Origin of the sequence: Neorhizobium galegae (assembly GCF_017877135.1) — a bacterium.
GTDB lineage: Bacteria > Pseudomonadota > Alphaproteobacteria > Rhizobiales > Rhizobiaceae > Neorhizobium > Neorhizobium galegae_A.
In genome coordinates, this window is sequence record NZ_JAGIPH010000007.1 from 81,257 (window position 1) to 108,081 (window position 26,825).

At 63.0% G+C, this 26,825-nt stretch carries 27 protein-coding genes; 20 read left to right on the forward strand and 7 right to left on the reverse strand.

What is annotated here, in order from left to right; translation table 11 throughout:
* Window positions 1–2: 2 nt before the first annotated feature.
* The 3 genes from J2858_RS18970 to phnG are packed head-to-tail and all read right to left on the reverse strand — an operon-like array spanning window position 3 to window position 2,185.
* Window positions 3–1,109 (reverse strand): carbon-phosphorus lyase complex subunit PhnI, encoded by a 1,107-nt coding sequence (locus J2858_RS18970; protein ID WP_210106419.1) that lies wholly within the window; start codon window positions 1,107–1,109, stop codon window positions 3–5.
* A 3-nt stretch (window positions 1,110–1,112) separates the two neighbouring features.
* Window positions 1,113–1,721, reverse strand: a complete 609-nt coding sequence (gene phnH, locus J2858_RS18975; protein WP_210106420.1) for a phosphonate C-P lyase system protein PhnH — start codon at window positions 1,719–1,721, stop codon at window positions 1,113–1,115.
* Complete coding sequence (gene phnG / locus J2858_RS18980; protein WP_210106421.1) at window positions 1,721–2,185, reverse strand: phosphonate C-P lyase system protein PhnG; 465 nt, start codon at window positions 2,183–2,185, stop codon at window positions 1,721–1,723. Before phnG ends, phnH begins: the two co-directional genes overlap by 1 nt.
* Before the next feature lie 92 nt (window positions 2,186–2,277).
* On the opposite strand from phnG, the gene phnF reads away from it, so the two are divergent.
* The 3 genes from phnF to J2858_RS18995 all read left to right on the forward strand — a co-directional run bounded on the left by phnF (window position 2,278) and on the right by J2858_RS18995 (window position 4,404).
* Window positions 2,278–3,000, forward strand: a complete 723-nt coding sequence (gene phnF, locus J2858_RS18985; protein ID WP_245366706.1) for a phosphonate metabolism transcriptional regulator PhnF — start codon at window positions 2,278–2,280, stop codon at window positions 2,998–3,000.
* Window positions 3,001–3,143: 143 nt separating this feature from the next.
* On the forward strand, window positions 3,144–3,899 hold the full coding sequence (locus tag J2858_RS18990) for an SDR family oxidoreductase (protein WP_210106423.1): 756 nt from the start codon (window positions 3,144–3,146) through the stop codon (window positions 3,897–3,899).
* Window positions 3,868–4,404, forward strand: a complete 537-nt coding sequence (locus J2858_RS18995; protein WP_245366707.1) for a gluconokinase — start codon at window positions 3,868–3,870, stop codon at window positions 4,402–4,404. Before J2858_RS18990 ends, J2858_RS18995 begins: the two co-directional genes overlap by 32 nt.
* 62 nt (window positions 4,405–4,466) lie before the next feature.
* Here J2858_RS18995 and J2858_RS19000 read toward each other — a convergent pair whose 3' ends face one another.
* On the reverse strand, window positions 4,467–6,014 hold the full coding sequence (locus J2858_RS19000; protein ID WP_210106424.1) for a gamma-glutamyltransferase family protein: 1,548 nt from the start codon (window positions 6,012–6,014) through the stop codon (window positions 4,467–4,469).
* A gap of 244 nt (window positions 6,015–6,258) precedes the next feature.
* On the opposite strand from J2858_RS19000, the gene J2858_RS19005 reads away from it, so the two are divergent.
* Window positions 6,259–6,972, forward strand: coding sequence for a GntR family transcriptional regulator (locus J2858_RS19005; RefSeq protein WP_210106425.1), 714 nt, complete (start codon window positions 6,259–6,261; stop codon window positions 6,970–6,972).
* On the opposite strand, the gene J2858_RS19010 is transcribed toward J2858_RS19005, so the two are convergent.
* Complete coding sequence (locus J2858_RS19010; protein WP_210106426.1) at window positions 6,951–7,367, reverse strand: nuclear transport factor 2 family protein; 417 nt, start codon at window positions 7,365–7,367, stop codon at window positions 6,951–6,953. The genes J2858_RS19005 and J2858_RS19010 overlap by 22 nt on opposite strands.
* Before the next feature lie 82 nt (window positions 7,368–7,449).
* On the opposite strand from J2858_RS19010, the gene J2858_RS19015 reads away from it, so the two are divergent.
* The 5 genes from J2858_RS19015 to J2858_RS19035 all read left to right on the forward strand — a co-directional run bounded on the left by J2858_RS19015 (window position 7,450) and on the right by J2858_RS19035 (window position 13,345).
* Window positions 7,450–8,721 (forward strand): amidohydrolase family protein, encoded by a 1,272-nt coding sequence (locus J2858_RS19015; RefSeq protein WP_210106558.1) that lies wholly within the window; start codon window positions 7,450–7,452, stop codon window positions 8,719–8,721.
* A 110-nt stretch (window positions 8,722–8,831) separates the two neighbouring features.
* Window positions 8,832–9,521, forward strand: coding sequence for a GntR family transcriptional regulator (locus J2858_RS19020; protein ID WP_348635508.1), 690 nt, complete (start codon window positions 8,832–8,834; stop codon window positions 9,519–9,521).
* A 175-nt stretch (window positions 9,522–9,696) separates the two neighbouring features.
* The gene (locus J2858_RS19025; RefSeq protein ID WP_210106427.1) at window positions 9,697–11,076 is read left to right on the forward strand and encodes a glycoside hydrolase family 28 protein; all 1,380 of its coding nucleotides are present in this window, start codon (window positions 9,697–9,699) and stop codon (window positions 11,074–11,076) included.
* 69 nt (window positions 11,077–11,145) lie between these two features.
* Window positions 11,146–12,231: a LacI family DNA-binding transcriptional regulator gene (locus J2858_RS19030; RefSeq protein ID WP_210106428.1), complete on the forward strand. Its 1,086-nt coding sequence runs from the start codon at window positions 11,146–11,148 to the stop codon at window positions 12,229–12,231.
* Window positions 12,232–12,265: 34 nt separating this feature from the next.
* Window positions 12,266–13,345 (forward strand): glycoside hydrolase family 88/105 protein, encoded by a 1,080-nt coding sequence (locus tag J2858_RS19035; RefSeq protein ID WP_210106429.1) that lies wholly within the window; start codon window positions 12,266–12,268, stop codon window positions 13,343–13,345.
* Between the two features lie 99 nt (window positions 13,346–13,444).
* On the opposite strand, the gene iolG is transcribed toward J2858_RS19035, so the two are convergent.
* A complete protein-coding gene (iolG, locus tag J2858_RS19040; RefSeq protein WP_210106430.1) occupies window positions 13,445–14,437 on the reverse strand; it encodes an inositol 2-dehydrogenase in 993 nt (330 codons plus the stop codon).
* 128 nt (window positions 14,438–14,565) lie between these two features.
* Here iolG and J2858_RS19045 point away from each other — a divergent pair, with 128 nt between their 5' ends.
* The 8 genes from J2858_RS19045 to J2858_RS19080 all read left to right on the forward strand — a co-directional run bounded on the left by J2858_RS19045 (window position 14,566) and on the right by J2858_RS19080 (window position 21,912).
* The gene (locus J2858_RS19045) at window positions 14,566–15,375 is read left to right on the forward strand and encodes a MurR/RpiR family transcriptional regulator (protein WP_210106431.1); all 810 of its coding nucleotides are present in this window, start codon (window positions 14,566–14,568) and stop codon (window positions 15,373–15,375) included.
* A gap of 121 nt (window positions 15,376–15,496) precedes the next feature.
* Entirely contained in the window at window positions 15,497–17,416 is a 1,920-nt protein-coding gene (locus tag J2858_RS19050; RefSeq protein ID WP_210106432.1) for a bifunctional 5-dehydro-2-deoxygluconokinase/5-dehydro-2-deoxyphosphogluconate aldolase, read from the forward strand.
* On the forward strand, window positions 17,413–19,236 hold the full coding sequence (iolD, locus tag J2858_RS19055; RefSeq protein ID WP_210106433.1) for a 3D-(3,5/4)-trihydroxycyclohexane-1,2-dione acylhydrolase (decyclizing): 1,824 nt from the start codon (window positions 17,413–17,415) through the stop codon (window positions 19,234–19,236). Before J2858_RS19050 ends, iolD begins: the two co-directional genes overlap by 4 nt.
* 1 nt (window position 19,237) lies before the next feature.
* Window positions 19,238–20,137, forward strand: coding sequence for a myo-inosose-2 dehydratase (iolE, locus tag J2858_RS19060; RefSeq protein ID WP_210106434.1), 900 nt, complete (start codon window positions 19,238–19,240; stop codon window positions 20,135–20,137).
* Window positions 20,138–20,166: 29 nt separating this feature from the next.
* On the forward strand, window positions 20,167–20,409 hold the full coding sequence (locus J2858_RS19065; RefSeq protein WP_210106435.1) for a hypothetical protein: 243 nt from the start codon (window positions 20,167–20,169) through the stop codon (window positions 20,407–20,409).
* Complete coding sequence (iolB, locus tag J2858_RS19070; protein WP_210106436.1) at window positions 20,406–21,215, forward strand: 5-deoxy-glucuronate isomerase; 810 nt, start codon at window positions 20,406–20,408, stop codon at window positions 21,213–21,215. The genes J2858_RS19065 and iolB overlap by 4 nt, the downstream gene beginning before the upstream one ends.
* 81 nt (window positions 21,216–21,296) lie before the next feature.
* Window positions 21,297–21,593 carry a type II toxin-antitoxin system RelB/DinJ family antitoxin gene (locus J2858_RS19075; RefSeq protein WP_210106437.1) on the forward strand — a complete coding sequence of 99 codons (297 nt, stop codon included), beginning with the start codon at window positions 21,297–21,299 and terminating at the stop codon, window positions 21,591–21,593.
* The gene (locus J2858_RS19080; protein WP_210106438.1) at window positions 21,580–21,912 is read left to right on the forward strand and encodes a type II toxin-antitoxin system RelE/ParE family toxin; all 333 of its coding nucleotides are present in this window, start codon (window positions 21,580–21,582) and stop codon (window positions 21,910–21,912) included. Before J2858_RS19075 ends, J2858_RS19080 begins: the two co-directional genes overlap by 14 nt.
* A gap of 47 nt (window positions 21,913–21,959) precedes the next feature.
* On the opposite strand, the gene J2858_RS19085 is transcribed toward J2858_RS19080, so the two are convergent.
* The gene (locus tag J2858_RS19085) at window positions 21,960–22,820 is read right to left on the reverse strand and encodes a glycosyltransferase (protein WP_210106439.1); all 861 of its coding nucleotides are present in this window, start codon (window positions 22,818–22,820) and stop codon (window positions 21,960–21,962) included.
* 263 nt (window positions 22,821–23,083) lie between these two features.
* Between J2858_RS19085 and J2858_RS19090 the strand changes: the two genes are divergently transcribed.
* The 3 genes from J2858_RS19090 (at window position 23,084) to J2858_RS19100 (ending at window position 26,772) form a co-directional block, all read left to right on the forward strand.
* Entirely contained in the window at window positions 23,084–24,691 is a 1,608-nt protein-coding gene (locus J2858_RS19090; protein WP_245366709.1) for a glycosyltransferase, read from the forward strand.
* Window positions 24,678–25,499, forward strand: coding sequence for a glycosyltransferase family 25 protein (locus tag J2858_RS19095; RefSeq protein WP_210106441.1), 822 nt, complete (start codon window positions 24,678–24,680; stop codon window positions 25,497–25,499). The genes J2858_RS19090 and J2858_RS19095 overlap by 14 nt, the downstream gene beginning before the upstream one ends.
* Window positions 25,500–25,668: 169 nt before the next feature.
* The gene (locus tag J2858_RS19100) at window positions 25,669–26,772 is read left to right on the forward strand and encodes an extracellular catalytic domain type 1 short-chain-length polyhydroxyalkanoate depolymerase (RefSeq protein ID WP_210106442.1); all 1,104 of its coding nucleotides are present in this window, start codon (window positions 25,669–25,671) and stop codon (window positions 26,770–26,772) included.
* Window positions 26,773–26,825: the final 53 nt, after the last annotated feature.

Here is a 26,825-nt window from a genome sequence, read left to right on the forward strand (position 1 = left end):
GCTCATTCGGCAGCCTCCTGCTGGTCTGTATCCGGGGTCTGATCGGCCGCGTGCTTTGCGCGCATGCGCCTGACAAGGTCGAGTTCGGCCTGGAAATCCACGTAATGCGGCAGCTTCAGGTGCTCCACGAAGCCGGTCGCCTGCACGTTGTCGCAATGGGACATGACGAATTCCTCGTCCTGCGCCGGCGCCACCACGTCTTCGCCGAATTCGTCCGTGCGCAGGGCCCGGTCGACCAGCGACATCGACATGGCCTTGCGTTCGCTCTGGCCGAAGGCCAAGCCGTAACCGCGGGTGAACTGCGGCGGCGCCTTGGCCGAGCCCTTGAACTGGTTGACCATCTGGCATTCGGTGACGCGGATTTCTCCAAGCGATACGGCAAAGCCGAGCTCCGGCACCTCGAACTCCACGTCGACCAGCCCCATGCGGATTTCGCCGACGAAGGGGTGGGTGCGCCCGTAACCGCGCTGGGTGGAATAGGCGAGCGCCAGCAGAAATCCCTCGTCGCCACGGGCAAGCGTCTGCAGACGCAGGTCGCGCGGCATCGGAAATTCCATCGGCTCGCGGGTGATATCGCCGGCCAGATGATCCTCCGGCATGTTTCCATCCGGCTCGATCAGGCCTTCGCCATCGAGAATGTCGGAGACGCGCATGATCGGCGTGCCGTCGCTTTCGCGAAGGGCTGGCTCTTCCACGGCTTCGTCATCCAGAAGCGAGGGGTCGAGCAGGCGGTGCGTGTAGTCGAAGGTGGGGCCGAGAAGCTGGCCGCCCGGCAGGTCCTTGTAGGTGGCAGACACGCGCCGCTCCACCTGCATCCGGCCCGTCTCGATCGGCTGCGAGGTGCCAAAACGCGGCAGCGTCGTGCGGTAGGCGCGCAGCAGAAAGATCGCCTCGATCATGTCGCCGCGCGCCTGTTTGAGCGCAAGGGCGGCCAGCGACCGGTCATAAAGCGAGGCTTCCGCCATCACGCGATCCACGGCAAGGCCCAACTGTTCGATGATCTGGCCGATGGTGAGGCTGGGGAGCGAGCGGTCTCCGCGACGGCGGTCGGCCAGCAGGCGGTGGGCATTGGCGATGGCGGTTTCGCCACCTTTGACGGCAACATACATGGCTTACACCTCCAGTGCGGTAATCTTGCAGGTGCGCGGCAGGCCGATCATCTGACGGCCGGCGGTCAGCACCACGTCGAGACCGCGGGGAAACAGCGCCCGGTTGTCGGTCCACTGGGCAAGGAGTTCCGCCGGGAGCCCCCGTGGCGCCAGATGCGTGACGTCACGGATGCCGGGGCCGGTCAGGTTCAGCGGACGCCCGCCGTCCAGCGCCTCGATCTCGATCACCAGCGTGGTGGAGCGATCCGGATAGTCCTGGGCGCCGAGCGCGAAATGAGCGATGGCGGGAAGGTGCGCACCGGCCTCCAGAAAGGCAAAGCGCGCCTCGCTCTTTTCCCGCGTCAGCGGCGCGCCGCAATGGAAGGCAAGCCAGCCGGGAACGTTCGATTGCGCGATCTTCGGCGACAGCCAGACCGGCGTGTCGTGGTCGCAAAGGGTCAGCATCAGGGCGCCGGCTGCGACACCAAGCGGGGCGGGCGGCATAAGCTCGGGCGTGACAAGGCCAAGACTACCGGGCCGCGCCATGCAATCCATCAGCGTGCGAAACACCGTCTGGCTGTTGTAGACGGCATCCGGGAAGCCGCCGGTGAAGCCTTCATTCCTGTTGTCCATCAGTCTTCTCCTCGCACCATGGTGAAGAAATCCACCTTCGTCGCCGCTGTCTCGTTTTCGCGCCGGGCGGCATCCGCCGCCTGCCGCTGTTCGATCGGGGCAAGCAGGCTGGTTTCGACAAAATCCCGGTGCCGTTCGTTCTGGCCGAGCGCATCGAAAAGCGCGGCAAGTTCTGCGGCGCGCCGGTCCGTGCCAAGACGGTAGCCATGGCCCACGGTGCCGTCGGCCACCCTCACCGTGGCGCGGCTGACGGTGGTTTCGCCGAGGTTGAAGGGCGCACCGCCACCCCCGATGCGACCACGCACCATGACGAGCCCGGTTTCGGGCCCCCGCAGCAATTCATGGCCAGGTCTATCGGCGAGCGCCTGCCAGGCGGCCTCGAGTTCCGGACGGGTGGCGCGGGCAAGGAGGTCGAGACCGCGCTTGCGACCGGTCTCGTGCGGACTGTTCAGAGCTTTGTTCATCGTCAGCCTCATATTGTCTAATAATATAGACAACCATACAATTTAGTGTAGAGATACCCTGCAGGCATGACGGGCTTATGACAAGGAGCAAAATGATCCAGCGACAGAAAGGCGTGGCGCTCTGGCGCCAGATTGCCGACCGCATTCGCGCAAATATCGCCGCGGGCGATTACGACGTCACCGGCCGCGTCCCGGCCGAAACCGCATTGGCGGAAGAATTTGCCGTCAACCGCCACACGGTGCGGGCAGCCCTTGCGGCGCTTTCCCAGGAAGGCATCGTCCGGGCAGAACAGGGGCGCGGCACACTGATTGCCCAGCGCGACAAGTTCGATTTTCCCATCAGCCGGCGCACCCGCTTCACGCAGGGCATCGGCGAGCAGGCGCGCGACCTGCAGGGTGTCCTTCTGTCGGCGCGGGAGGAAGCGGCCAATACAAGTCTTTCCCGATGGCTGAAGGTTGCCCCCGGCACCCGGCTGATCCGGCTCGAAACCGTGCGCAAGGCGGATGGGCGGGCGCTGTCACGCGCGACAAGCTGGTTTCCAGCCGACAGGTTTTCCGGCATCGATACGGTGTTTCAGAAGTCCGGCTCGATCACCCGGGCGCTCGCCGCCTTCGATGTTGCCGATTACCTGCGCGATGTGACCGAGATTTCCGCCGGGCATGCCGAACCGGACGACGTGGCCGATCTTGGCCTGACGCCGGGCGCCATCGTGCTCGTCACCAAGGCGCTCAATACCGATCTCGAAGCCGTTCCCATCCAGTTCGCCATCACGCGCTTTCCCGCCGATCGCGTGCAGTTCACGGTGCGCACCTGACGCCGCACCCTTGCTTCGGTGCCGGGTGGATTATCGCCTAGCCTGCCCCATTTTGACGAGGAATTGCCGGCAAGTCCCTTCGCTTGACTTGCCTGTTATCGATACCATAAATGCCTCCACAGCATGAGGTGAGGGAGGAAAGCATGAGCCTTGAATTGTTCAATCTGGCCGGAAAACGCGCGCTGGTGACCGGTTCGTCGCAAGGCATCGGCTTTGCTCTCGCCAGGGGATTGCAGACAGCCGGCGCAACCGTCGTGCTGAACGGACGCGATGGCGGGAAGCTTGCGGCAGCCTCGCTTGAACTGGGTGGCGTCCAGACGCTTGCCTTTGACGCCACCGATCATGCAGCCGTAAAGGCGGCGGTAGATGGTTTCGAATCGGGGCAGGGTGCCATCGACATCCTGGTCAACAATGCCGGCATGCAGCACCGCGCGCCCCTCGAAGATTTTCCGGCCGATGCGTTCGAGCGCCTGATGCGGACCAACGTATCGAGTGTGTTCAATGTCGGCCAGGCGGTCGCCCGCCACATGATCGCGCGCGGTCGCGGCAAGATCATCAACATTGCCAGCGTCCAGACCGCCCTTGCCCGCCCGGGGATCGCGCCTTATACGGCAACCAAGGGTGCGGTTGCCAACCTCACCAAGGGCATGGCCACCGACTGGGCAAAACATGGCCTTCAATGCAATGCGATTGCGCCCGGTTACTTCGATACGCCGCTCAATGCCGCGCTTGTCGCCGATCCTGCGTTTTCGGCCTGGCTTGAAAAGCGCACGCCGGCGGCCCGCTGGGGAAAGGTCGAGGAACTCGTCGGCGCCTGCATCTTTCTGAGCTCCGAGGCTTCCTCTTTTGTGAATGGACACGTGCTTTATGTCGACGGTGGAATCACAGCGTCTCTCTGACGCGACGCAGCGCCTCGTGCTGATGGGGGTCGCCGGGTCCGGCAAGTCCTCCGTCGGCGAGGCGCTGGCAAGAAAGATCGGCGCCCGCTATTTCGATGGCGACGACCTGCACCCGAAAGCCAATATCGAAAAGATGAGCAGGGGCGAGGCGCTGAACGATGACGACCGCTGGCCCTGGCTGACGCTGGTGGGCGAGGCGTTGGCCAAAACAGACGGCAGACTGATCATCGGTTGCTCGGCGCTGAAGCGCATCTACCGTGACCATATCCGCGCCAAGGCCGAAGGTCCGGTGATCTTCGTGCATCTTTCCGGATCGCGCGCGGTGATTTCGGCCCGCATGGGTGCGCGCACCGGCCATTTCATGCCGACGACGCTGCTCGACAGCCAGTTTGCCGCCCTTGAACCGCCGGCGGCCGACGAACACGCCATCACCGTCGATATTGACCAGAGCCTTGACGGCGTGGTGGCGCAGATTGCCGCAAGACTGGCGGATTGGCAGCCGTAAGCGGCCTTTGGCGGGCACGGATACGGTACGATCCAGCGGGCGATTGCCGATGCGAACAGGCGTCAGCCGGGCCTGTTCTGGGCGGCAACAGCCAAACCTTCGCCGCGCGGATCGTGGGCGCCGATGACATCGCCGCTATCCTCTATACGGATTGCGCCCGCCTGGCCAAACAGGGGCGAAAGGGCAGCAAGAGGCGCAACGACATGGCCGCAGGCTGACATGTCGTTGATGACGGCATGCGGAAGCGAGGCTTCGAGCTTCAGGCTGTCGCGACTGTCGGAAAATGTCTTGCCGAGCAGGAAGCGCGGCTGCGCCAGGGCCTGGTGCGGGCTCATGCCGTGGTCGATCAGTCCCGTCAGCAGCACGGCCAGCGTTTGCGGCTGACCATCGGCGCCCTGCGTGCCATAGATCAGGTGCGGACGCCCATCCTTCAGCGCCATGCCGGGGTTTAAGGTATAAAACGGCCGTTTTCCCGGCGCGACGGCATTGGGATGCGCCGGATCGATGGAAAAGGCAGCGCCCCTGTTTTGCCAGAGAATGCCGGTATCGCCGACCACGACGCCGCTTCCCCAGTCGAAATAGGTGCTTTGCAAGACGCTTGCACTGTTACCCTTGCCATCCACCACGCCAAAAAACACCGTATCCCCGTGCTGATAGGGATGCGGCCAGGAAAGCGCCGTTTCGGATTGAATGGCTGCCGCCTTGGCATCCAGACGGGCGCGGTCAAGGCAGGAGGCGGTAATCGCCTCGACGTCGCCATCGGCAATCTGGCCACGGTCGAGAAACGCCTGTTTCACGGCCTCCACGATCAGATGGTAGCGCGCGCTGCCTTCCGCCGGAAGATTTTTCAGATCAAAGCGGGACAGGATGCCGAGAATGGCAAGGGTCGAGATGCCCTGCGTCGGCGGCGGTGGCGCCAGAAGCGTCAGGCCGCGATAGTCGAGCGTTGCCGGTTCTGCCGTGCGGGTGCGGGTTTGCGCCAGATCCTGCAGCGTGAGCGGCGATCCGGCAGCGAGAAGTCCATCCGCGATGCGTCTGGCCAATTCGCCCTCATAGAACGAGCGGGCACCGTCTCTGGCAAGAAGCCGCAGGCTTTCGGCCAATTGCGGCTGTCGAAACGGGCCGCTCCTGCCGCGGTGGTCGAAAATCGCGCAAAATCCCGGCCACTGCGCAATCTCCTCATCGCGGAAATCAAGCCAGAAACCTTGTGACGCCGTCGGCGCATATCCCTCTTCAGCAAGCTGGATGGCCGGCGCAATCAAGGCCGAAAAGCCGGCCTGTCCGCCCCAGTGCCGCGCGCCGTAGTCCAGCGCATGTTGCCAGCTATCGACCGCAGCCGCCGACGTGATGGCAGACCCCGGCCCCCTCAGCGGGACCGGCTGATCATAGGCGGGCAGGGTCTGCGCCGCAGCCCCGATGCCGAGAAACGAGGCTTTGCGCCCCTGGCGGTCTGCCACCAGCCAGACGGCATCGCCACCCAACCCGCAGAAATGCGGCATGGTCACAGCCAGAACGGCGGCTGTGGCGACGGCAGCTTCAATGGCATTGCCCCCGGCATCCAGCACGGCCGCCCCCGCCGCACTTGCCAGCGGATGCGGGCTGGTGACCATGCCGCCGGCGGTTTTGTGGTGCTCTGGGGTCAGCTCGTCTGTTTCTCATTGATAACATAGGGCGGGACAGCGCAATCGCCGTGCCATCCCGCGAGGATCGGCGTTCGACAGGCAGGCAGGATCGCGCTAAAGTGCATGCACTTTGCAACTAACCTGCCAGTCCATATGGCACTTGGCAAGCGGCGGACCGCGTTGAATTTCAAGCCCATTGCCCGTATGCAGGGCAGGGAAGGCAGGACACGGCATGGCAGCGAAGAAAACGACGGCCCGCGGCGAGGCAGATCGGCTCTCCCTCATCTGCAAGGCGATCCGCCGTGCGATCCTGGAGCGTGCGCTGTTGCCGGGAGACCGGCTGCCGGAAGATGCGCTTGGCGAACGGTTCGGCGCCAGCCGCACGATCGCTCGCCATGCGCTTGGCCAGCTTGCAGCCGAGGGACTGGTGGACCTGCGGCGCAACCGCATGGCCATCGTTGCCGCCCCATCCTTTTCCGATGCGCGTGACATCTTCGATCTGCGCATCGTTCTGGAACGGCAGGTGGTGCGGCATCTGGCGGGAAAGCTGAGCGACCGCGACGTCAGGCAGTTACAGGCCATCATCGCGGCAGAGCATGACGCGCGCCATGGCGCCGATGGCACCGCCATCCGGCTTGCCACCGAATTCCACGTCGCGCTTGCCGAGATGACGGGAAAGCCGATCCTCATCCGCTATGTGACGGAAATCTGTTACCGCGCCGGCCTGGCGCTCTCGGCCTTCGGCCGGCCCCATTCCTCCGACTGTGCGGTGAGCGAACATCTCGACCTCATCGAAGCGATCCGCAGCGGGCCGGCGGAGAGGGCGGCAGACATGATGGAAGCGCATCTGGAGGCCGTGGCCTCCCGCGCGCTTCTTCAGCCATCCGATGCGCGCGGCCGCGACCTCATGAATATCCTGGCGCCCTATGCGGCAGAGCCCGGCTGACGGGCCACACTCGGATCCAGGATCCACTCGGCGCTGTCGTTCCACACATCGGTTTCGATGATCAGCCCGTCACGCACCACAAACCGGTCGACATAGCGGTTATGGTCAAAACCGGTGCCATCCGGCCAGGCCCCATAGAGAAAGCCGAGGCTGTAGACGATGGTTTCCGTTTCGCCCGGCACCACGTCATAGCGCTCGATGCGCTTCTTCACCCAGGCATAGCGGGCCGCATTGAAGCCGGTTGGGCCGGAGGGCGTGTGAAACACCCGATTGCCGGTGAAGCGGCAGAGAAATTCCGGCGCGACAAAGCTGGCCGCCCGCACAGGATCCGGCGCCATCGAAGCCTCAAGATAATCCTTCACCGCCTGCAGATCGCGTTCGGTCTTCTCATGCATGGCGGGGCTCCCTGTTGTCAGCCTTGGCTAAAAGTGCATACAGTTTCAGCTTAAGCGAAACGCGCCCGGAGTTGCAAGCGTGATGACCCCAGATTTCGATGACACGTCTCGCAACGGTGCAGGAAGGCCGGCTTACGACCTCGTGCTGCGCCATGCCCGGCTGCGCGGCCAAAGCGCCCCGGTGGATATCGGGATTGCCGAGGGCCGCATCGCCTGTGTCGGGATTTCACCCGGTGCGACGGGGGCTATGGAAGAAGACGTGGGCGGGCGACTTGTCCTGCCGGGCTTCGTCGATACGCATATCCATCTCGACAAGGCCTGCCTCATCTGCCGCTGTCTCGACGCCGGCGGCGGTTTGAGGGGGGCGATTGCCGCCGTCTCGCGCCTCAAGCGGGATTTTACCGTCGAGGATGTCTACGAGCGCGGCGCCCGCGTCATCGAAAAGGCCATCACGCAGGGCACGATGTACATGCGCACCCATGTGGAGGTGGATCCGCGCGCCGGACTGCGCAGTTTTGAGGCCATCCAGCAACTGAAGCGCGATTATGCCTTTGCGCTCGACCTTTCCATCTGCGTTTTCCCGCAGGAGGGGCTGACCAATGATCCCGGAACCCAAGACCTGCTGGAAGAAGCGCTGTCGAGTGGCGCCGATCTGCTCGGCGGCTGCCCCTATACGGACACCGACCCCTCGGCGCAGATGGACGCCTTGTTTGCCATGGCGGTTACCCATGATGTCGATCTCGATTTCCACCTGGATTTCGACCTTGATCCCTCATGGTCGCATCTGGAGGAGATCTGCCGGCGCACGGAAAAGGCCGGCTGGCAGGGGCGGGTGGCGGTCGGCCATGCGACGAAACTTGCAGCGATGGACGAGGCGGCGTTCAGGCGCCACGTCGCTTTGCTGTCGTCCTGCGGCGTGGCGGTGACGGCACTGCCCTCCACCGATCTTTATCTCAACGGGCGCGATGCCGGATACCGGGCCGTGCGCGGGGTGGCCCCGGTGCATGTACTGGCGGAAGAGGGCATCACCTGCTCTGTTGCCACCAACAATGTCCTCAATCCGTTCACGCCCTATGGCGATGCCTCGCTTCTGCGCATGGCCAATCTCTATGCCAACACGCTGCAGATCGGGCCGGAAGGGTTTGGCCCCTGTCTCGATCTCGTCACCACCTCTGCCGCACGCGTGATGCGCGTCACCGATTATGGCCTGCGCGCGGGCTGCCGCGCCGATCTCATGGTCCTTGACGCGGACGAGGAGACGGAGGCCTTTGGCGGTCTTGCCGCACCGCTCACAGGCTTCAAGGCTGGCCGCCGCAGCTTTATCCGCCCGGCGGCCCAACTTGTCAGGCCGTGAGGAGAACGCAGGCCAGGGCGGACCGGTTGTTTGCGCCGGCCGATTGATCTAGGGGTAGGCGGGAGCGAAGGCGGCAGCGGTGCAACCTTCGCGCCCGCGCGGAGACGGACGTGAAGCATACCACCACCCCCCTTGGCCTTGGCATGATCGACACGGTTCCGCTGCACGAGATCGTCTATCAGCGGCTGAACAAAGCTCTGATGGCAGGCCAGATCCGGCCGGGGCAGAAACTGACCTCGCGCAAGGTGGCGCAGGAACTCGGCACCAGCGACATGCCCGTGCGCGCGGCGCTGTCGCGCCTGCAGGCCCTCAAAGCGCTCGACCCCTTGCCGAACGGCTCTCTTGTCCTGCCGCCGATGACGCGCGAACGCTTTTCGGACCTGACCGCAAGCCGCCTCATCTGCGAACCGGCCGCCACCGAAGCCGCGGCAGGGCGAATCGGCAAGGCAGATCTGAAGATCCTGCGGCGCGAATGCGACGGCCTCACGCAGGCCGCCCGCAACCAGGATATCGACGACTATCTCATGCGCAATTACGAATTCAAATTCAGCATCTACCGGGCGAGCGGCTCGCCCTCGCTGCTCTTTCTCATCGAGACGCTGTGGCTGCAGGTCGGGCCTTTCCTGCGCCAGTTCAGCGGCAGGTTCAATGGCGCGCTGTCCGGCATCCTGGAGATCGACTACCACGAGGATGTGCTGGCAGCCCTGGAACGCGGCGATGCGCAAGCCGCTGGCAAAGCCCTTCGCGCCGACATTGCCGAAGGCGCGCAATTTCTGCTGGCCCATGGCGAATTCGTCTGACGGCAAGGCCGGCCCCGCCACCTTCCACGCGAGATAACGAAAATATTTTTTCGGGGTGCGTGACCCTCCAACGCCTCAAATCCGATCTCATGCGCGTAATTCATCCTTGTCAGCGCGAAATTAACGGTCCAAACTCTCAATCAACAACTGAGGTTTGGGACGGGAGGCGCTTACCTTGCACGTTGATGAAATTATTTTCACGAAAGTCGTCGGCGATTGTACAGAGCCTCTTCAGCGGGCGCTCGATCAGGCAGCGGCCGCCCGTCAGCGACTTGTACTGGCCCCGGGCCTGCATCTCTGCGGCGCGTTGCGCCTGCCGGACGGGCTCGATCTTCATCTCGATGCCGGCGCCACGCTTCAATTTTCAGGCGACCTTGAAGCCTACGCGGAAAACCGCGTCGATGTGATTGCGGAATCCTCCCGGACGGCGATGATGGTGGCCAGGAATGCTTCCGGCATCCGCCTGTCTGGCAAAGGCACGATCGAGGCGCCGGGGCCGGATTTCATTGTCGGCCGCCTGGAGGACATGGGGACGCATGTGCCGGCAGCAGTCCGCCCGCGGGTTCTGGTGCTGGAAAACTGCCGCGACATCACCCTCCAAGGATTTTCGATCCGCTCCTCGCCCATGTGGACCATTCACCTGATCGCCTGCACAGACGTAACCATTGCCGGGTTGTCAATTGACAACGACCGCGAGATGCCGAACACCGACGGCATTGTCATCGACTCCTGCCAGGGCGTCAGCATCCGCCACTGCGACATTGCCACCGCCGATGATGGCGTGGTGCTGAAGACCAGCGAAGGCCCCGATGGCCGGCCCGTCGGCCAGTGCCGCGACATCCTGGCGGAGCACTGCCGGATCGAAAGCCGCAGTTGCGCGCTGAAGATCGGGACAGAGACCCATGGCGATGTGGAGGACATCACCTTCCGCGATTGCGAGATCCTGCGCTCCAACAGGGCGATCGGGATTTTTTCCCGCGATGGCGGGCGTATCCGCAGGGTCGTCAGCCAGCGTATCCGCCTGGATGCCCATGAGACGCCAGATGGCTTCTGGGGATCGGGCGAGGCCATCACGGTCAACGTCATGGACCGACGCGCGACAAAGCCCGCCGGGCGCGTCGAAAACATCGTCTTCGAGGATATTGACGGCACGATGGAAGGTGCAATCAATCTGCTGGCCGATGGGAAGGCCGGCATCGGTGATGTCCGTTTCAGCCGCATCTCCATCGCGCAGGTCCCCGGTCCCTATCAGGGGCGGAAATACGATGTGCGGCCCACGCATTTTGATCTTGCCCCGTCGCCGGATGCGGCGGGCCGGGCCAATGCCTGGGTCAAGGACGAGCATGGCCAGGTGATCGGGCTGGTGCCCTATCCCGGTGGCATGCCGGCGCTGTTTTCGGTGAATGTCGAGGACCTATCTCTCGAGGATGTGCACTTTTCGCGTCCCTCGCCGCTGCCGGATGGGTGGAACGGTGAGGTCATCGATGTGCGCGACGGCGAGCCGCGCATCTGGTCGCAACCGCCGTCCCGGCCTGACCAGAGTTTCGATCGGTGATGGAGGCCGGCTTGGCCAGACGCCAGGGCTTTCACCAATCCCCTTTAAGCGGAGTAGCAGAGCGTGACCATGGACAGGCGGACAGAGCGTAAAGTCGGCATCAAGGACATCTCCCGCGAAGCAGGGGTAGCGATCAGCACCGTCTCGCATGTGCTGAACGGCACGGCGCCCATTTCGCAGGAAGTGCGGCTGAGGGTGCTGGAGGTGGCGCGTCGGCTCGGCTATCTCGCCAAGCGCCAGCAGAAAGGGGCGATTGCGTCTCTCACCACGCTTTACCTCGCTGTTCCTCCCGGCAACCTGCCGCACAACGACATCAATCTCGTCTCCTGGACGCTTCTGACGGCGCTGTCGCGCGAATGCGAGCGGCGCGGCATCCGCGTCGTCGCCCATATTGGCGCACCGGAACTCAATGCCGCGGACATCATTGCCGGCGCGCGCGCGGCGTCGGCGGAAGGCGTCGTGCTGGTCTATGACGACAATCCGAAACTGTTGCGCGCTCTTGCGGCCGCCGATCTCGCGGTGGTGCTGCTGAACGGCGAGGACCCGACGATGAGTGTCGATACGGTGGCCCCCGCCAACCGCTATGGTGCACGCCTTGCCACGGAATGGCTGTTGTCGCGTGGCCATCGCCGCATCCTGCACCTGACCTGGCGCGGACGCTCAACCATCATGCGCCGGCTCGACGGTTTTCATGATGCCTATGTCGAGCGCGACCTGCCGCGCGAGCTGGGCGAGGTACTGTATGCCCGCGGCTACGAGCCCGATCATGCCCGCGAGGTCTTGCGCAAGTTCGTTGCCGAGCGCGGCGGGCTCGATGGATTCACCGCCGTCTTCTGTGCTGCCGACAATCTGGCCATCGGCGCGTTGACCGAACTCCAGGCACAAGGCTTTGCCATTCCAAAGGATATTGCGGTGGTCGGCTTCGACGGCGTGGCGCCTGGCGAGCTGACCATGCCGGCGCTGACGACGGTGAGGGTGCCGCTCGACGCACTGGCCTCTTCGACAATCCAGATCCTGGAAAATCGACTGTCGGTACTGGGCGTGACCTATCCTGCCTGCCGTATCGAACTGGGTTGCCAGCTGATCGAGCGGGAGAGCGGCGGCCTTCCCTTGTCGAAACCCCAGATCCGGCATTTCGATGCCGTGTCAGTCTGACCTCTTCACGCCTTCGCCAAGACAGGACAATCCGATGCTGATGCAGCCCGAAATTCTTTCCGAAACGCTTTCTCGCGTCGCCGTCGGCCTTGCCCGCCTGAAGGGCATCAATGAAACCGTGGCCGTTCCGGACGGGAGCTATGAACTGCAGTTCGACGAGTGGGACTGGGAAGTCGGGGTCGGCATCTACGGCCTCATCCGCCACGCGGAAGCCATTGGCGATCGTTCGCTGATGGAAGCGATCGGCCGCTGGTATGACTGGCAGATCGGCCGCGGCCTGCCGCCGCGCCAGGTGAATTCCTCCTCGCCGATGCTGGCACTGGCCGTGCTGATCGACCACATCAAGCGCCCGGACTGGGAAGCGCTGGTCAAGGACTGGGCCGACTGGCTGATGACCAAGCTTGCCCGCACCGAGGACGCCGGCTTCCAGCATGTGGTGAAGGAGCGCATGAATAACGGCGAGCTCTGGGACGACACGCTGTTCATGACCTGCCTGTTCCTTGCCCGCGCCGGCCAGCGGTTCGGGCGACAGGACTGGATCGAGGAAGCCTTCTATCAGTTCCTCGTGCACGAGCGCTTTCTCGCCGATCCGGTCACCGGCCTCTGGTATCACGGCTGGACGTTCCACGGCCGCCACAACTTCGCCAAGGCCTTCTGGGCGCGCGGCAATTCCTGGATCACGGTCGCGATACCCGAACTGTTCAGCCTCGTGGCCCATGTGCCGGAGCATTTGAAGCGTCACCTGACCCATGTGCTGCAGGCGCAGGTGCGCACGCTTGCCGAACACCAGCGCCCCAATGGCATGTTCAACACGCTGGTCTGCGATCCCGTCTCGCCGGAGGAAACCTCTGCGACCGCAGGCATCGCCTACGGCATCCTGCGCGGCATCGATCTCGGCCTCCTGGACAAGGATTTGAAGCCTGTCGCCCGCAAGGCGCTTGACGCGGTGATGCAACGCATCGATGAGACGGGGATCGTTCTGGAAGTGTCTGATGGCACGCCGATGGGCCATACGCTCGACTTCTATCGCCAGATCCCCAATGTGCCGGCACCCTACGGTCAGGCGTTGGTGATGCTTCTTCTGGTGCGCGTGATGGCGGAAAAAGAGGGCTGACGCCTCCCCGTCAAGGGACGGGCGGGTGGAGGTTTCGGTCCTCCTGGAAAGGGCGGCGCCGGCAAGTCTGGCGCCGCCCTTTTTTCTTGCGGCAAACGGTCAGGCGAGCGCGACGGCGGCGCCGGTCTTGGCAGATTTCAGCGCCGCATCGGCAAGCTTCAGCGCAATCAGGCCGTCTTCGGCAGACGGCGAGGCGGCCGCGCCCTTCTCGACCGTATCGATAAAGGCCTTGATTTCGGCGGCATAGGCTTCCGTATAGCGCGTCATGAAGAAATCATGCAGCGGCGGGCGGGTGTAGCCGTCCTTGTTGGCGACTTCGATCGACACCGGGCGCTGGTTTTCCGCCGCAACGGACCCCAGCGAACCATGCACTTCGATGCGCTGGTCATAGCCGTAGGTGGCGCGGCGCGAATTGGAAATCACCGCCTGACGGCCGCTGGCTGTGGTGAGGATCAGGCTCGCGGAGTCGTAATCGCCGGCTTCGCCAATCTTCGGATCGACCAGAACCGCACCGGTTGCGAAGACCGAGACGATCTCTTCGCCGAGCAGGAAGCGCGCCATGTCGAGATCGTGGATGGTCATGTCGCGGAAGATGCCGCCGGACACCTTGATGTACTCGACCGGCGGGGCGCCCGGGTCACGGCTGGTGATCGTCACCATTTCCACCTTGCCGATGGTGCCCTTGTCGATTTCCTTGCGAACGGCCTGGAAGTGCGGATCGAAGCGGCGGTTAAAGCCAAGCATCACCTTGGCGCCGGTTTCCTTCACCACGTCGATGCAGGCCTGTGCGCGGGCCACATCGAGATCGATCGGCTTTTCGCAGAAGATCGCCTTGCCGGCGCGGGCAAATTTTTCGATGAGGTCCGCATGCGTATTGGTCGGCGTGCAGATGATGACGGCGTCCACATCCTTGTTGGCCAGAACGGCATCGATGGTGCTGACCTCGCAGCCCGCATCGTCGGCGATCGCCTTGGCCGCGGCTTCCATGGCATCCACCACGGCCACCAGCTTTGCACGCGGGTCGGATGCGATCGCCTTCGCATGCACCTTGCCGATACGTCCGGCGCCCAAAAGGGCCAATCTCGTTACCATGGGTTCTCCTCCACATCGGGTCTTGGGTCCGGATCGGAAGCCATTTTCCGAAACCGGATTTGGAATATATGTTCCATTTTGCTAGAGTGTGACCATATTCGTGTCAAGCAGAGAAAAAGGACGGATGGATGGCAGCAGTGCCCGCAAGCGTGAAGGAGTTCGAGGAGCGGCTGCTGGAGGTGTCCGCCGCACTGCCCAAGCGGCTGAAGCAATGCGCCGATTTCGTCGCCTCGAATACTGACCGGATTGCCGTATCGACGGTGGCCGAAATGGCGGAAGGGGCGGGCGTGCAGCCGTCTGCCTTCATGCGCTTCTGCCAGATCATGGGATTTTCCGGCTATTCGGAGATGCAGCGCCTGTTTCGCGAGAGCTATGTCGGCGGCTGGCCGGATTATGCGACCCGCATCGACCACCTGCGCGACATGGGCGAACACAGCGGCCCGCGTCTGCTCGCAGAATTCGTAGAGGCAAGCCGCGCTTCGCTCGAAAATCTCCTGAAATCCGTGGATCCTCAGGCGCTTGAAGAGGCTGTCGATATTCTGGCCTCTGCCAATCTGGTGCATGTCATCGGCCTGCGCCGCTCGTTTGCAGTGGCAAGCTACATTGCCTATGCGCTGGAAAAGATGCGCGTGCCGGCCATGCTGCATGGGGCAGCCGGCCGGCTCGAAAGTGTGAGCGCCATCCGCCCAGGCGATGCTTTGCTCGCCATCACTTTCTCGCCCTATTCGCAGGAAACGCTGGAGCTGGTGGAAACCGTGCGCGGCCGCGAGGTGCCGGTGGTGGCGCTCACCGATGCGGCGGTGAACCCGTTGCGCAAGATGGGCGCGACGATCCTTGCCGTCTCCGAAGTGGATTTCGGCGCCTTCCGCTCGCTCTCTGCGACGCTGTGTCTCGCCATTGCCCTCTCTACGGCGGTGGGAACGCGGCGCAGCACCTGAATATTCGTATTGAAACTCTTCAAAATGGAATTTATAGTCCAAAACCAGACAGACCGGCGCGGGAGACGCCGGATGGGGCGCGCCATGCGCCGGTTGCCATCTTCGGCCAAGGGAGGGCCTCTTGAAGCCACTCGACGTGATCACGATCGGACGCTCGTCCGTTGACCTCTATGGCGCCCAGGTGGGTGGCCGGCTGGAGGACATGAGCTCCTTCAACAAATATATCGGCGGCTCGCCGACCAACATTGCCGCAGGCGCTGCCCGCCTCGGCCTCAAAAGCGCGGTCATCACGCGTGTCGGCGACGAGCATATGGGCCGCTTCATCCGCGAACAGCTGGTGCGCGAAGGTGTTGACGTGCGCGGTGTGGTGACCGACCCGGAGCGGCTGACCGCGCTGGTTCTGCTCGGCATCCGTGACGAAAACCAGTTCCCGCTGATCTTCTACCGCGAAAACTGCGCCGACATGGCGCTGTGCGAAGACGATATCGATCCGGATTTCATCGCCGAATCCCGCTGCGTCACCGTGACGGGCACGCACCTCTCGCATACGCGAACGGAAGCGGCGGTGATGAAGGCGCTGAAGCTTGCGCGTGAAAACGGTGCGAAAACCGCGCTCGACATCGATTATCGCCCGAACCTGTGGGGCGTGGCCGGTCATGGCGATGGCGAAAGCCGCTTTGTGGAATCGGCCAAGGTCACCGCCAAGCTGCAGAGCACGCTGCACCTGTTCGACCTGATTGTCGGCACCGAAGAAGAATTCCATATCGCCGGTGGCTCGACCGATACGCTGGAGGCGCTGCGGGCCGTGCGCAAGGTGTCCAAGGCGGCACTCGTCTGCAAGCGCGGACCGATGGGAGCGGCAGTCTTCGAAGGCGAGGTTCCCGACAGTCTCGACAAGGGCCAGACCGGCCCCGGTTTCCCGATCGAAGTTTTTAACGTGCTGGGCGCGGGCGATGGCTTCATGGCTGGCCTGCTGAAAGGCTGGCTGACGGGTGAGGATTGGCCGACGGCGCTGAAATATGCCAATGCCTGCGGCGCCTTCGCCGTGTCGCGCCATGGCTGCACGCCCGCCTATCCTAGCTGGGAAGAGCTGCAGTATTTCTTCAAGACCGGCATCAAGAACAAGGCGCTGCGCAAGGATGCAGCACTCGAGCAGGTTCACTGGTCCACCAACCGCAAGGGCGACTGGTCGACCATGCGCGTCTTCGCCTTCGATCACCGTATTCAACTGGAAGCCATGGCCGAAGAAGCCGGCGTTCCGACGGATCGAATCGGCGCCTTCAAGAAGCTCTGCCTCCAGGCTGCGACGACGGTCGCGGGCGGGCAGGGCGGTTATGGCATTCTCTGCGATAGCCGCCTGGGCAGGGAAGCACTCTATGCCGCGGCTGGAACGGGATTGTGGATCGGCCGCCCCGCCGAATGGCCGGGTTCTCGGCCGCTGACGCTGGAGCCGGAGCTGGGGCTTGATTGCGGCGGGCTTGGCGAATGGGCCGCCGAACATGTGGTGAAGGTCCTCTGCTTCTATCATCCCGACGACACGACCGAGATGAAGGAACGCCAGGAAGAAACCGTGAAGCGCCTTTTTGAAGCGGCGCGGCGTAACCGTCTGGAATTCCTGCTGGAAGTGATTCCGTCAAAGGTCGGTTCTGTCGATGACGAGACAACGGCAAAGATCATCGACCGCTTCTACGAAATCGGCGTCTATCCCGACTGGTGGAAGCTGGAGCCGATGAAGTCTCAAACCGCCTGGGCCAACGCCTGTGCTGCGGTCGAACGTCACGATGCCTATACACGCGGTATCGTGGTATTGGGTCTGGATGCACCGCAAGCAGAGCTTGAGGAAAGCTTTGCGCTGGCCGCGGGCTTCGATCTGGTCAAGGGCTTTGCCGTGGGCCGCACGATCTTCGGCGATGCCGCCCGCAAGTGGCTCGCGGGTCAGATCACCGATGAGGCCGCCGTGGAGGATATGGTGGCGAGATACAAGAGCCTGTGCGCAATCTGGGATGGAGCGCGCGCCAAGGCCAAGGGAGGAAAGGCATGACAACGATCCGTTTGACGGCAGCGCAGGCTTGCGTGCGCTATCTCGCCAACCAGCTGAACGAAGATGGCGTTCCCTATATCGCGGGTGTCTGGGCCATCTTCGGCCATGGCAATGTTGCCGGTATAGGTGAAGCGCTCTATGGAATCCGCGAGGAACTGCCGACCTATCGCGGCCAGAACGAGCAGAGCATGGCGCATGCGGCAATCGCCTACGCCAAGCAGCTTGGCCGTCGCCGCGCCATGGCGGTGACCTCTTCCATTGGTCCCGGTGCGCTGAACATGGTGACGGCTGCGGCATTGGCGCATGTCAACCGCCTGCCGGTATTGTTCATTCCGGGCGATGTGTTTGCCAATCGCGGCCCCGATCCGGTTCTGCAGCAGATCGAGGATTTCGAGGATGGCACGATTTCCGCCAATGACTGCTTCAAGCCGGTCAGCCGCTATTTTGATCGTATCGAACGTCCCGAACAGCTTCTGACGGCGCTGCCGCGTGCGTTTCGCACCCTGACGGACCCGGCCGATTGCGGCCCGGTGACGCTCGCCTTCTGCCAGGATGTGCAGGCCGAGGCCTATGATTATCCCGAAAGCTTCTTTGCGAAGAAGACCTGGCGCTTCCGTCGTCCCGAACCGGATGTCGTGGAACTGGAAGCGGCGATTGCCGCAATCAAGGCCGCGAAGAACCCGGTGATTGTCGCCGGCGGCGGCGTGCATTTTTCGGGTGCGACGGAAACGCTGAAGGCTTTTGTCGAAAGGCATCAGATCCCGGTTGTCGAAACGCAGGCCGGCAAGTCGGCGCTCGCCTGGGATCATGACCTGAACTTCGGACCTGTCGGCGTCACGGGCTGCGAAAGCGCCAATGTGGTTTCCGAACAGGCCGGTCTGGTGATCGGCGTCGGCACCCGCTTCCAGGATTTCACCACCGGTTCCTGGGCTTTGTTCAAGAACCCGAACCGCAAAATTCTCGCCCTCAACGTGCAGGCCTATGACAGCGCGAAGCATGATGCGATCCCGCTGGTTGCGGATGCGAAGGTCGGGTTGGAGAAGATTTCGGCAGCTCTTGGCGATCATCGCTTTGCGGCACCGGATGCGAGCCTGAAAGCCAGCTGGTTCGAGAAGGCCGATGCGGTCACCGCCGCGCCGAAGGAGGCCAACACGCTGCCGACCGACATGCAGGTGATCGGCGCCGTACAGCGCGCCTCGCGCGACAACACGGTGGTCATGTGCGCGGCAGGCACCATGCCGGGAGAACTTCACCAGTTGTGGAAGGCCAAACTGCCGCTTTCCTATCACATGGAATACGGCTTCTCCTGCATGGGCTACGAGATTGCCGGCGGCCTTGGCATCAAGATGGCCGAACCCGAGCGCGACGTGATCGTCATGGTGGGCGATGGCTCCTACATGATGATGAATTCCGAACTGGCCACTGCCGTTGCCATGGGCGTGAAGATCACGGTCGTCATCACCGATAACCGGGGCTATGGCTGCATCAACCGGCTGCAGATGGGCACCGGCGGCGCGGAGTTCAACAACCTCTACGCCCACACCAATCAGGCAAACCCGATTGCCATCGATTTCGCCGCCCATGCAGCGGCGATGGGCGCGCAGTCGTCGAAAGTCGCGTCCATCGCCGAGCTGGAAACGGCCCTCGATGCCGCCCGCGCCGCGACCGTTCCGACCGTCATCGTCATCGATACGGACCCCTATCCGACACCGGATGCCGGTGGCCATTGGTGGGATGTGGCCGTGCCGGAAGTCTCGGCCCGCAAGCAAGTCAACACGGCGCGCGCCGCCTATGAAGCTGCCCTGAAGGAAAGACAGTAACATGATCCTCTTCGGTACCAACCCGATTGCATGGTCCAATGACGACGACCGCTCGCTTGGCGCGCATATCAGCCTCGAACAGTGCCTGGATGAAACCGCAAAGATCGGCTTCGACGGCATCGAGAAGGGCCACAAGCTGCCGACCGATCCGGCGGGGCTGAAATCCGTGCTGGAGCCGCGCGGCCTCAAATTCGTCTCCGGCTGGCACTCGCTGAACCTCTTGACCAACAGCATCGAAGAGGAAAAGGTCGCCATGCAGCCCTTCCTCGACGTGCTGAAGGGCATGGGCTGCAAGGTCATCATCGTCTGCGAAACCTCCAATGCCATCCACGGCGCCGACGATACGGCTCTTGCCGACCGGCCAAAACTTGCCGAAGCCGATTGGGAAAAGTTTGGCGCAGGTGTTGAGGCGCTGGCCGAGTTCTCCGCCTCCCAGGGCATCTCGCTGGTCTACCATCACCACATGGGCACGGTGGTCGAGAGCGAAGCGGAAATCGATCTGCTGATGCAGCATACCGGCCCGCATGCCAAGCTGCTGCTCGACACCGGCCATTGCTATTTCGGTGGCGGAAACCCGGAAGCTGTTGCGAAAAAATACATGCATCGCGTCGGCCATATCCACGCCAAGAACGTGCGCCCGGTGATTGCCGAGCAGGTTCGCAATGAAAAGCTCTCCTTCCTTGAAGGCGTGCGTCGCGGCGTGTTTACCGTTCCGGGCGATACCGAAGGCGGCGTCGACTTCCCGCCCGTTCTCAAGATTGCCGCAGAACACGGTTATCAGGGCTGGATCGTCATCGAGGCGGAACAGGACCCGGATGTGCGCAATCCCTTTGAATATCAGAGCCTCGGCTTGAAATCGCTGAAGGGCTTCGCCAAGGATGCGGGCCTGATCCCGGCCTGAGCCTGCCTCTTTACCGAAGGAACGACCTTTTGAAATTTCTCGATCCCCACCATCCGTTCTTCAAGCCTTTGTGGCGGCGCATCCTGACCGCCCTCTTGCCGTTAGCATGGGGTGCGGTGGAACTGTACAACGGCTCCACTGGCTGGGGATTGATGTTTCTCGTGGCCGGCGCCTATGCCGCCTACGAACTGCTGATCATCTATGATCGCACCATGGCACAAGCGGCCGCCGAGGAGGCGCGAAAAAATGCCGCAAAGGGAGATGAGGAATGAGCGATCTGCTGCGCAAGCCGACGGCCAAGACCGGCAAGGTCCATGACATTACGCCAGAAAGCGCCAACTGGGGTTATGTCGGCTTTGGTCTTTATCACCTGAAGCCCGGCGAAAGCGCTGCCGAGCAGACCGGCGAAACGGAAGTCATTCTCGTGCTCGTCGAAGGCAAGGCAGAGATTTCCGGTGGCGGCAAGGTCTTTGGCGAACTCGGCGACCGCATGAACGTCTTCGAGAAGAAGCCGCCGCACTGCGTCTACATCCCGGCCGGCGCCGATTGGTCTGCGACCGCCACGACCGACTGCACGCTGGCCATCTGCACCGCGCCGGCCAAACCGGGGCGCGAGGCTGAGGTTATCGGGCCTGCCGGCATTGCGCTCACCGAACGCGGCAAGGGCGCCAATACCCGCCACATCTTTCCGATCGCCATGGAAGAGCGCGACGTGGCCGACAGTCTTCTGGTGACGGAAGTCTTCACGCCGTCCGGCAACTGGTCCTCCTATCCGCCGCACCGCCATGACGAGGACAATTTCCCCGCCATGACATATCTGGAAGAGACCTATTACCATCGCCTCAACCCCGACCAGGGGTTTGGTTTCCAGCGCGTCTTCACCGAGGACGGCTCGCTCGACGAGACCATGGCCGTCTCTTCCGGCGATGTGGTTCTGGTGCCGAAGGGGCATCACCCCTGCGGCGCCCCCTACGGCTACGAGATGTATTACCTCAACGTCATGGCGGGGCCGTTGCGCAAGTGGCGCTTTGCCAACCATCCGGATCATGACTGGATTTTCAAGCGCGACAATCCGTGAGCTTGGCCTGTCTTGCAGATGCATGGGCTTGAATGTCTCTCAATTGAGAGACATAATATCCATCGTCACATGGAGAGCCCGATGAGCAAGACGGCAATGCTGCATATCCGCGTCGATGAAACGCTGAAGGCCGAGGCCTCCGAAAAGCTCGCAAGCGTCGGCCTTACCGTGTCCGATGCCGTGCGGATCCTTCTGACACGGGTTGCCCGCGAAGGCGGCCTTCCGGCCGGGCTCACCAGCGATCCGGACGCCTATGACCGCTGGTTCCGCGCCAAGGTGCAGGAGGCGCTGGACGACAGCCGTCCGCCGCTTGCCCATCAGGATGTGATGGACGACATGCAGGCCCTTATCGACAGGAAGCGCCGTGCCCGTTCTTGAATGGCGCCAGACTGCGCGTGCCGATCTCTTTGCCCTCATCGATTACATATCCGATCACAATCCCGATGCGGCGCAATCGCTGAAAAACGAGATCGAAACGAAAGCGCTTCACCTGCTGGCCTATCCAAAATCCTGCCGCATGGGCCGGGTGACGGGCACACGCGAACTGGTGGTGCGTGGCAATTATATCCTGATCTACATCGAGGACACACGCGCCGTCACCATCCTGCGCGTGCTGCATGCCGCCCAGCAATGGCCGCCGGCCGTGGGGGAAGTGGATGAGGCAGCCATCGGCGACGAGGGAGACGGCGAGGACTGAGCCTGAGATTGCGATAGGCCCGTCTTTTGCCCGTCAACCGCCGGCCATCAAAGGCCCGATGCGGGGATGAGCTCCTGCAAAGCGGATCGAACCGCCTTTTGGCGCGCAGACGAACCATACTGCGCAAGCACGAAGCTGCGGCCCTCCTCGACCAACCTCTTTTTCAGCGCCGGATTTTTGAGCACCTGCGCCAGCTGACGGGCAAAGTCGTCAACAGTCTCTGCCGCAAGGTAATGCTGCCCGGCCTTCAGACCGAGGCCTTCCACGGCCTTTTGCGTGGCGACCACGGGGCAGCCGGTTGCCAGCGCTTCCAGAACCTTCAGGCGTGTGCCGCTGCCCTGGCGCAAGGGAATGGCCGCCACGGCGGCTGCAGCATAGATCGGGCGCAGATCCGCCGGATCCGCCGTCAACCGCGCGCCGCCCTCTTCCAGCAGGCGGGCAAGCTTGCCCCCCGGGCTTCGGCCACAGACATGCAAGCGTGCATCGGGCACCAGGCCGACGAGCTTCGGCATGATCCGGGCGGAAAGTTCGCGCACGGCAAGTTTATTCGGGGCATAGCCCAGATGGCCGACGAAGAGCACTTCATTGCCGGGCGAGAAAGCCGGGGCGGAGGCTGGCGCTTCCAGGCACCAGGCCGGAATGGGATTGGGCACAAGCGCGAGTTGCCGCTTCTCGCCCATGCCCGCAACGAGATCCAGATCCTGCTGCGAGCATGTCCAGACCGCAGTCGCAAGCCGCACGGCCTTCCTGTCGGCGGCCTCGGCCTTCCGGAACCGCCTTACTGCGAGAAGCGCGCCGAGAGGGCGCAACCACCGGGGCCAGCGCGACAGGCGGATATCCCGGTAAAGCCGGCTTTCGACATTGTGGAAATCAACGATGATGGCAAGATCCGCAAAGCGTGCACGCACCCGTTCGATGGCGCTCAGTAAGCCGACGCCTTCAAAGATGATTGCCTGCGGCCGGTCGCGTTCGATGCGCTCGATCAGGGCGCTGATCTCATCCTCTGCAAGCGGACTGACGGTCGCCGGGAGGCTTTTGTCGCGTCGCGTTGTCCGCGCAATAAAAATTCGGTTAGCGCTAGCAAACGCAGAGACGTCCCTATAATTAGCATTGTTACGAATTTCTCCTCCGGATGTTTTTCGGTCCCCCTCCGATAGCTCTACTTGCAGATATGACATCAATCCCAACCCCTGGCATTCCACGCGTCTTGCATCAGACGTGGCATACATTTCCCGTTCCTATCGAAACAGGGGATACTGCAAGCTGGCAACGTCTTAATCCCCGCTGGCAATATCAGTTCTGGGACGATACCGCACTGCGCGATTTCATGGCTGGCCAGTTTCCCCAGCTTCTGCAGGTCTATGATGGCTATACCTATCCCGTGCAGCGGGCTGACCTTGCTCGCTACTGTCTGCTGAAACATTTTGGCGGCGTGTATGCCGATGTCGATACGCGTTGCCTGCAGTCGCTAGAGCCTCTGGCAGGCGATCCGCGCGTGATCCTGTGCGAAGAGCCGCGCGACAGGCAGCACCACGCCCATCGCCGCGGTCTGCCGGCCCTCCTCTTCAACGGAACCATGGCAAGTCCCGCCGGCCATCCGCTCTGGGACGCCGTGATCGACCACTGCCTGCGCATGTCATCGCGGACAACCGGCAATGTGCTCGAAACGACCGGCCCTCTGATCCTTAGCGCGGCTGTCGCGCAATGGGCGCAGCCGGATGAGATCGCGCTGCATTCCTCGCATCTCTTTGCAGAAAGCGACAGCGACCGCTGCCCGCCGGCCGAGCGGTTCGGCCCGTTCCGGGATCTGTGTGTGTCGCAGCACTTCTGGCAAGGGAGCTGGTTCCGCGAGCGCCCGCCGCATGCTCTCAAACGCGCGGTGACCAAGCTGCGCAAGCTCCGTCATCGTCTTCGAGGCAGAAGGCCAGGGCTTGCGGCCCTCCGCGCCCGTATGGACGAAACCCTGCTGCACCGGGAGATCCCGGCAGACGAGCGATTTCCGAAAGTGACGATCCTGATCCCGGTGCGCAACGGCGCCTCCACGCTCGCACGCAATCTCGATGCTATCCTCGGGATCGATTATCCGAAGAACCGCATCCAGATCGTCTATGGCGAAGGCGATAGCAGCGATGAAACGCCGGAGATTTTGAAGGGCCTGATTGCCCGCCATGCCGCGACATTTGCCGGAATGCGGCGATTGGAAACCCGCCGCAACGCTCCGCATTTTCCCCATGCCCGGCGGTGGCGGCCCGCCTTCCAGGCAAAGCGGCGTGCCGGTCTTGCACGGGCACGCAACGAACTGGTGCGACAGGTACTCACTGATGATTCAGACTGGATCCTGTGGATGGATGCCGATGTCATCGGCCTGCCGAGCGATCTGCTGACGGCGCTGCTTGCCGTGCGTGAAAAGATCGTGACGCCCGACTGCGTCCTTGAGTCCGATGGCCCAAGCTACGATCTCAACGCGTTTCTCGACATCGGAGAGCCGGGGGAGGTGGAGTATATGCGCCATGTTCGCGGCGGGATATTCCAGCCGCCGGTCAACTACTGGGCGCGGCGTCACCTGGACGACTTGCGCTATCTCGATCGCGTGCCGCTGAACGGCGTGGGCGGCACGGTCCTGCTGGTGCGGGCGGACCTGCACCGGGCGGGGCTGCTCTTTCCGGAAACACCCTATCGCGATCTTCTCGAAACGGAAGGATTGGGTCAGTTGGCGCGGGATCTGGGCATCGTCCCGGTTGGCCTGCCAAGCGTTCAGGTGCTGCATGATCGACAGTGATCGCCCCGCGGGCTCTGCGCCGGTCGTGCGCACCGCCATCCTCATCCTCACCTGCAGCATCTCTTCGGCCAAACGGCTGGAAAATGCCCGTGCGCAGGCCCATGATGTCTTCGGCCAGGCACCGGTGCGCGTGGTGGACGGGTTCATCGGCCGCGATCCGGAAATCGACCGGATCTATGATACGGAAAAGGCCCGCCGCTGGTGCAAACGCATCCCGACCCGCAGCGAAATTGCAGCCTATGCCACCCATCGGCTCGGCTGGCAGACGCTGCTCGACAGCGATTTCGACCATGCCCTTCTGCTTGAGGACGATTTCTACATTCGCGACCCCGAGATCGTGCGCCAGGCCGTCGATCGTGCCGGCGAATTGCTCGCCCAAGGGCGTCATATCGTCAAGCTCTTCGATTTTCCGCGCGACCGGTCGCGCAATCTCGGCGTCTGGACGCGCGCAGGCGGCATGTCGCTGGTCAAATGGCAGCGCACCCGCGCCGGTCTCGTCGGCTACCTGATCTCTCGGGAAGGGGCAAAGCGCTTCCTTTCCCGCAAGCGGGTCTTCCGCGTGGTCGATGAGGATATCAAGTTCTTCTGGGAACTCGGGCTCGATATCTGGTCCATTCCGGGCAACCCGATCTGCGAAACAGCCATGGTGCTCGGCGGAAGCCTGCTGCAGGAGGATAGAAAGCGGGCGCGGGGACGCAACCTCATGCGCTCGCTGAAGGGCATCGTGCTGACACTGCACCGAGACTGGTTTACGCGGTACCATTTCCGGCGCTACCGGCGCCTGCATCGGTCGACGGAAAGCACCTGATTTCGGCAGATGCCGGACGTCACCGAGCACACTGCACCACTGTGCTCCCCCGGCCTGAGATCACTTTCATACAGTTCGATCATCTAATTTGTGCAATGCAGCAACAAATCCTGTAGAAAGGCGTTGGACACAAGGCTGCGCCATCCCGGTGCGGCGGCTAGGATTTAAAATGCGCTCTCTTTCCGACACGTTGCAACGGCTGGAACGCCTTCGCGCCCGCACGGGCCAGTTCGCCCGGCAACAGGGGGCGGACCCGGCTGGCGGTGCACTGACCTCCTTCACCGGTTTCGGCTCAAATCCCGGTGCACTCGGGGCAAAGCTCCATGTGCCGGACCTGATGGTAGGAAAGCCGCCGGTCGTCGTGGTGCTGCATGGCTGCACCCAGACGGCAGACGCCTATGACCAGGGATCGGGCTGGTCGAAACTCGCCGACGAGCAGGGCTTCATCGTTCTCTATCCCGAGCAGGCTCGCGCCAACAATGGCAATCTGTGCTTCAACTGGTTCGTGCCGGAAGACAGCCGTCGCGGTTCGGGCGAGCTCGCCTCCATCCATCAGATGATCGAGACGGTGATCACGCGCCATGATGCGGACCCGAAGCGGGTCTACATAACCGGACTTTCCGCCGGCGGCGCCATGGCCAATGCGATGCTGGCGGCCTATCCGGAGATGTTTGCCGGCGGCGCCATTATCGCAGGCCTGCCCTTTGCAACGGCTGCCACCGTGCCGGAGGCCTTCGACCGGATGCGCGGCCACGGGCTTCCAAGCGAACAGGAATTGCAGCGCCGGCTGAACGATGCCTCCGACCACCAGGGGCCATGGCCGACCGTTGCGGTCTGGCATGGCACGGCTGACAGCACCGTTGCCGAAGCCAATGCGCAGGCCATTCTGGCGCAGTGGCGGGGCGTGCATGGCGTGGCCACGGATGCGGCCCATCAGGACAAGGTTGCCGGCCACGACCGCATTGTCTGGACGGATGCGCGCGGGCGCAGCCTTCTCCAATATTACCGGATCGGGGGCATGGGACATGGAACGCCGGTGGATGCCACGACCGGAATGGAAAAACCCGGTCCCTACATGCTCGACATCGGCCTTTCCTCTACCCGCATGATGGCGCAGAGCTGGGGCCTGATGCCCGATGGCATCAAGGCTGAGGTGGGTAGCCGCCGGGCAGCGTCCAAGCAGATGCCGCCGGACGCCCGCACCGCGCATGCAGCAGGCAGCATTCAGGGCCTTATCGAAGGCGCGCTGCGCTCAGCCGGCCTGATGCGGTAACACGAAAAACATGCCGCGCGCCGTGCGGGCGCGGGGCAGCCCGGTCAGGGGTC

Bases quoted from the DNA above. Each gene is read 5' to 3' on its own strand.
- phnG (WP_210106421.1), bottom strand. From the start codon at position 2,185: ATGAACAAAGCTCTGAACAGTCCGCACGAGACCGGTCGCAAGCGCGGT.
- iolE (WP_210106434.1), top strand. From the start codon at position 19,238: ATGATCCTCTTCGGTACCAACCCGATTGCATGGTCCAATGACGACGAC.
- iolB (WP_210106436.1), top strand. From the start codon at position 20,406: ATGAGCGATCTGCTGCGCAAGCCGACGGCCAAGACCGGCAAGGTCCAT.
- J2858_RS19045 (WP_210106431.1), top strand. From the start codon at position 14,566: ATGGCAGCAGTGCCCGCAAGCGTGAAGGAGTTCGAGGAGCGGCTGCTG.
- J2858_RS19100 (WP_210106442.1), top strand. From the start codon at position 25,669: ATGCGCTCTCTTTCCGACACGTTGCAACGGCTGGAACGCCTTCGCGCC.
- iolG (WP_210106430.1), bottom strand. From the start codon at position 14,437: ATGGTAACGAGATTGGCCCTTTTGGGCGCCGGACGTATCGGCAAGGTG.
- phnF (WP_245366706.1), top strand. From the start codon at position 2,278: ATGATCCAGCGACAGAAAGGCGTGGCGCTCTGGCGCCAGATTGCCGAC.
- J2858_RS19030 (WP_210106428.1), top strand. From the start codon at position 11,146: ATGGACAGGCGGACAGAGCGTAAAGTCGGCATCAAGGACATCTCCCGC.
- J2858_RS19015 (WP_210106558.1), top strand. From the start codon at position 7,450: ATGACCCCAGATTTCGATGACACGTCTCGCAACGGTGCAGGAAGGCCG.
- J2858_RS19075 (WP_210106437.1), top strand. From the start codon at position 21,297: ATGAGCAAGACGGCAATGCTGCATATCCGCGTCGATGAAACGCTGAAG.
- J2858_RS19095 (WP_210106441.1), top strand. From the start codon at position 24,678: ATGATCGACAGTGATCGCCCCGCGGGCTCTGCGCCGGTCGTGCGCACC.
- J2858_RS19035 (WP_210106429.1), top strand. From the start codon at position 12,266: ATGCTGATGCAGCCCGAAATTCTTTCCGAAACGCTTTCTCGCGTCGCC.
- J2858_RS18990 (WP_210106423.1), top strand. From the start codon at position 3,144: ATGAGCCTTGAATTGTTCAATCTGGCCGGAAAACGCGCGCTGGTGACC.
- J2858_RS19005 (WP_210106425.1), top strand. From the start codon at position 6,259: ATGGCAGCGAAGAAAACGACGGCCCGCGGCGAGGCAGATCGGCTCTCC.
- J2858_RS19090 (WP_245366709.1), top strand. From the start codon at position 23,084: ATGACATCAATCCCAACCCCTGGCATTCCACGCGTCTTGCATCAGACG.
- J2858_RS18995 (WP_245366707.1), top strand. From the start codon at position 3,868: ATGTCGACGGTGGAATCACAGCGTCTCTCTGACGCGACGCAGCGCCTC.
- J2858_RS18970 (WP_210106419.1), bottom strand. From the start codon at position 1,109: ATGTATGTTGCCGTCAAAGGTGGCGAAACCGCCATCGCCAATGCCCAC.
- J2858_RS19010 (WP_210106426.1), bottom strand. From the start codon at position 7,367: ATGCATGAGAAGACCGAACGCGATCTGCAGGCGGTGAAGGATTATCTT.
- iolD (WP_210106433.1), top strand. From the start codon at position 17,413: ATGACAACGATCCGTTTGACGGCAGCGCAGGCTTGCGTGCGCTATCTC.
- phnH (WP_210106420.1), bottom strand. From the start codon at position 1,721: ATGGACAACAGGAATGAAGGCTTCACCGGCGGCTTCCCGGATGCCGTC.
- J2858_RS19000 (WP_210106424.1), bottom strand. From the start codon at position 6,014: ATGGTCACCAGCCCGCATCCGCTGGCAAGTGCGGCGGGGGCGGCCGTG.